Source organism: Paracoccus sp. SY, from assembly GCF_002901215.1.
GTDB lineage: Bacteria > Pseudomonadota > Alphaproteobacteria > Rhodobacterales > Rhodobacteraceae > Paracoccus > Paracoccus acridae.
In genome coordinates, this window is the sequence record NZ_NWMQ01000103.1 from 1 (window position 1) to 4,188 (window position 4,188).

The window sequence follows — 4,188 nt, forward strand, 5'->3', positions numbered from 1 at the left end:
GCCAGCGGATCATGATCGCCATGGCCCTGGTGCTTGAACCCGTGCTGCTGATCGCGGACGAGCCGACCACGGCCCTGGACGTGACCACGCAGAAGCAGATCCTGTCGCTGATCGACGAATTGCAACAGAAACACGGCACTGCGGTGCTGTTCATCACCCATGACATGGGCGTCGTGGCCGAGATCGCGGACACGGTCTATGTGATGAAGCACGGCGAAATCGTCGAGCATGGCCCCATCGAGACGCTGCTGCGCCAGCCGCGCGCCGACTATACCCGCAAGCTGCTGTCGGCGGTCCCCAGCCTGTCGCCCCGCGCGGCGCGTGCGGTGGCAGACAATACGGTCCTGCGGGTGGAATCGCTGAACAAGATCTATGGTGGCGGCGGCATCCTGAGGACCCTGCCCCAGGCCCATGCCGCAAAGGACGTCACCTTCACCCTGCCGCGCGGGCGCACCCTGGGGATCGTGGGCGAATCCGGGTCCGGCAAGTCCACGGTCGCGCGCTGCATCATGCGGCTGATCGACCCGACATCGGGGCGGATCATGCTGGACGGCACCGACATCGCGGATCTTTCGCGCCGTGCCCTGCGCCCGCACCGGCAGAAGCTGCAGGTGGTGTTCCAGGATCCGATGCGGTCGCTGAACCCCCGCTGGACCATCGCCGAAAGCCTGATCGAAGGGCCGCTGAACTATGGCACCCCGCGCCGAGAGGCCCTGGCCGAGGCCGCGCGTCTGATGGGCGTCGTGGGCCTGCCCGAGGATGCCTTGGCGCGCTATCCCCACCAGTTTTCCGGGGGGCAGCGCCAGCGGATCGCCATCGCGCGGGCCGTGATGATGCGCCCCGACGTGCTGGTGGCGGACGAGGCTGTGTCGGCGCTCGACGTGTCGGTGCAGGCGCAGGTGCTGGATCTGCTGGATCAGTTGCAGCGCGACCTGGGGATCGCCATCGTCTTCATCACCCACGACCTGCGCGTGGCGGCCCAGATCTGCGACGAGGTGATCGTGATGCAACGCGGCGCCGTCGTCGAACACGGTCCCGCAGACCGGGTGCTGTCCACGCCCGCCCATTCCTATACCCGCGCCCTGATCGACGCCGCGCCCGGACGTTTCTGGGATTTCCACAATTTCCGCGAATTGCCGAAGGTGAACCATGCCGAACCTGCCTGAGATCGACGCCGCCGCCCCGGATCTGGAAGCCGTCTTCCGCGACCTGCACGCCAACCCCGAACTCGGCTTCGAGGAGGTGCGGACTGCGGGCATCGTTGCGGCCAAGCTGCGCGAATACGGTCTGGACGAGGTGCATGAGGGCATCGGCAAGACCGGTGTGGTCGGGCTGCTGCATGGACGCGGTCAGGGCAATCGCCGGGTGGGCCTTCGCGCCGACATGGACGCCCTGCCGATCCAGGAAGCCAGCGGGGTGGACTATGCCTCGGGGAACCCGGGCAGGATGCACGCCTGCGGCCATGACGGCCATACGACGATGCTGCTGGGGGCCGCGAAATACCTGGCCCAGACGCGCAATTTCGACGGCACCGCCGTGTTCATCTTCCAGCCGGCCGAGGAAGGCCTGGGCGGCGCGCGCGGCATGATCGCCGACGGGTTGTTCCAGCGCTTTCCGGTGGACGAGGTTTACGGGATGCACAACCAGCCCAACGGCAAGCCGGGCCAGGCCACGATCTGCCGGGGGGCGGCCATGGCAGGCGCATCCTTCTTTGACATCACCGTCAGCGGCAAGGGCAGCCACGCCGCCATGCCGCATCAGTCGCACGACGCCCTGGTGGTGGCATCAGGCCTGGTCGGACAGTTCCAGACGATCCTCGGCCGCAACGTCGATCCGCTGGACAAGGCAGTCCTGTCCGTGACCCAGATCCACGCGGGCAGCGCCTATAACGTCGTGCCGGAAACGGCCACGCTGGCGGGAACCATCCGCTTCTTCCGGCCCGAGGTACGCGACCTGATGCAGGCCCGGATGCGCGACATCTGCGAGGGCATGGGCAAGGCCCATGGTGTCGCCGTCACCGTGGACTTCCGCGAGATCTTCGATGTGCTGCTCAACGATCAGGATCTGACCGACGCCTGGGCGCATGCCGCGGCCGATGTGGTGGGCGAGGCGCAGGTCGATGCGGACAGCGCGCCCTTTACCGGGTCCGAGGATTTCGCCGACATGCTGCAACAGGTGCCTGGCGCCTATGGCAATCTGGGCCATGCGGGAACCGTGCCGCTGCACAATCCCGGCTTCGTGCTGGATCCGGCCATCCTGCCGGTCGGTGCCTCGATCTATGCGCGGTTGATCGAACGCCGCCTGCCGCTGGAGAGTGCTGCATGACCGCGCTGAACCTGCCCTTCGACGCAGACGAGATGCTGAAGGGGTTGCGCCCCTGGGTCGAATGCGAAAGCCCCACCTGGGACGCCGCCGCCGTCAGCCGGATGATGGATCTGGCCGCGCGCGATCTTGCGGCCATCGGCGCCACGGTCGAGACGATCCCCGGCACCCAGGGTTTCGGCACCTCGATCCGCGCGAGCTTTCCGCACCCGGATCAAGGCAAGCCCGGGATCCTGGTGTCCGGCCACATGGACACGGTCCATCCCGTCGGCACGCTGAACGCCCTGCCCTTCCGCTGCGAAGACGGCCTGGCCTATGGTCCCGGCATCATGGACATGAAGGGCGGCAACTATGTCTTCCTGGAAGCCATGCGCCAGATCCGCAAGGCGGGCCTGACCACGCCCCTACCCGTCACCTTCCTGTTCACCCCGGACGAGGAGGTCGGCACCCCTGCCACGCGCGGCTTGATCGAAGACGCCGCCCGTGGTCAGCGCGCGGTGCTGATCCCCGAACCCGCGTCCCCCGACGGCGGCGCGGTCATCGGCCGCTATGCCATCGCCCGCTTCGACCTGCTGACGCAGGGCCGTCCCAGCCATGCCGGCTGGGCGTTGAAGGACGGCCGTTCCGCCATCGCGGCAATGGCAAGACGCATCCTGCAGATCGAGGCCATGACGACCGACGACTGCACCTTCTCGGTCGGCGTCATTCACGCCGGACAATGGGTCAATTGCGTTTCCTCGTCCTGCAGGGCCGAGGTTCTGAGCATGGCCAAGACGCAGGAAGACCTGGACAAAGGCGTAGCAGCGATGCTGGCGCTTCAAGGGGAAGAAGACGGGGTGGAATTCATCGTGACCCGCGGCGTCACCCGGCCCGTGTGGGAACCGCGGCCGGGCACGATGGCGCTTTACGATCTGGCACGGCAGTTGTCGTCCCAGATCGGCTTCGATCTTGCCGCAGGCAGCGCAGGCGGCGGCTCGGACGGGAACTTCACGGGCGCCATGGGCGTGCCCACGCTGGACTCGATCGGGGTGCGAGGAAAGGGCCTTCACACTCTCAACGAGCATATCGAGATCGCAAGCTTGCCGGAACGTGCCAGACTGGCGGCAGGTCTGCTGACTCAGATTTCTTAAGGTTCCGACTTACCTTGCGAGGGGTGGTTCTGGAATTCCGAACTGCAGGGTGCAGAAGGTTATGAACTGCCTGTCATGCGGCCTGCTCGCTTCCTTGTTGGGCTGATAGTCCGCGTCTGGCGGAAACATGGCGGCCATGGCCTGCGACATGTCCGAGCACCGCGCCGCGGCATTGGCCCCGGGAATGACTGAGCCCAGCAAAACCGGCTCAGCCGCAGCCCCGGCGCGCGAGACCTGCCCTGCAGTTCGGTTCGGCCTCAGTCCCCGTCTCCGGCAGGCCCGAACTCCTCTTCGATGGCTTGCAGCCGATCGGCGATGGCGGGGCGTTCCTCGACTGAAAGCTTCGAAAGCCTCCGCCATTTGGGACCTCGCCTGAGCAGGTTGTCGAGAGCCGCCCAGAGCTCATAAGGGCGCCGTTCGGCAAGGACACCGATGAGCCATTCCGCCTGACCAAGATCCTTGGCACGTTTTTCACGATAGGGACCATCCCGGAGTTGGGCCACGATGAGCTTGTGCAGGGCATAGCGTTCCGGCGCAGGAACCCGAACCTTGACGCCGGAGCGGTAAAGCGAAACTGCGGTCGCTGGGTCGTCAAGGGAATATTCCAGAAACCTGATGGCCTGGACGCGCTCTCCAATCCCCGGATGATGATGCGAGCTGCCGCCCCCACTTCCTACGGGGGACAGGAACTCCAATTCCAGCGTGCCGCCAATTGAGAACGGCAGTGAGAAATTAG

The 4,188-nt window shown here is 66.1% G+C and carries 4 protein-coding genes; 3 read left to right on the plus strand and 1 reads right to left on the minus strand.

Going from position 1 to position 4,188, the window contains the following annotated elements:
• From CK944_RS21620 to CK944_RS21630, 3 genes are all read left to right on the plus strand, one after another.
• Nucleotides 1-1,166, plus strand: a 1,166-nt coding sequence (locus CK944_RS21620) for an ABC transporter ATP-binding protein (protein WP_103175110.1), incomplete at its 5' end; no start/stop codon positions are given.
• Complete coding sequence (locus tag CK944_RS21625) at nt 1,150-2,325, plus strand: M20 aminoacylase family protein (protein ID WP_103175111.1); 1,176 nt, start codon at nt 1,150-1,152, stop codon at nt 2,323-2,325. The genes CK944_RS21620 and CK944_RS21625, both read left to right, overlap by 17 nt.
• The gene (locus CK944_RS21630) at nt 2,322-3,452 is read left to right on the plus strand and encodes a M20/M25/M40 family metallo-hydrolase (protein ID WP_103175112.1); all 1,131 of its coding nucleotides are present in this window, start codon (nt 2,322-2,324) and stop codon (nt 3,450-3,452) included. Before CK944_RS21625 ends, CK944_RS21630 begins: the two co-directional genes overlap by 4 nt.
• 257 nt (nt 3,453-3,709) lie before the next feature.
• On the opposite strand, the gene CK944_RS21635 is transcribed toward CK944_RS21630, so the two are convergent.
• Nucleotides 3,710-4,188 (minus strand): GSU2403 family nucleotidyltransferase fold protein (locus CK944_RS21635; protein ID WP_256388181.1); only part of this gene is annotated, 479 nt, incomplete at its 5' end.

Bases quoted from the DNA above. Each gene is read 5' to 3' on its own strand.
- CK944_RS21625 (WP_103175111.1), top strand. From the start codon at position 1,150: ATGCCGAACCTGCCTGAGATCGACGCCGCCGCCCCGGATCTGGAAGCC.
- CK944_RS21630 (WP_103175112.1), top strand. From the start codon at position 2,322: ATGACCGCGCTGAACCTGCCCTTCGACGCAGACGAGATGCTGAAGGGG.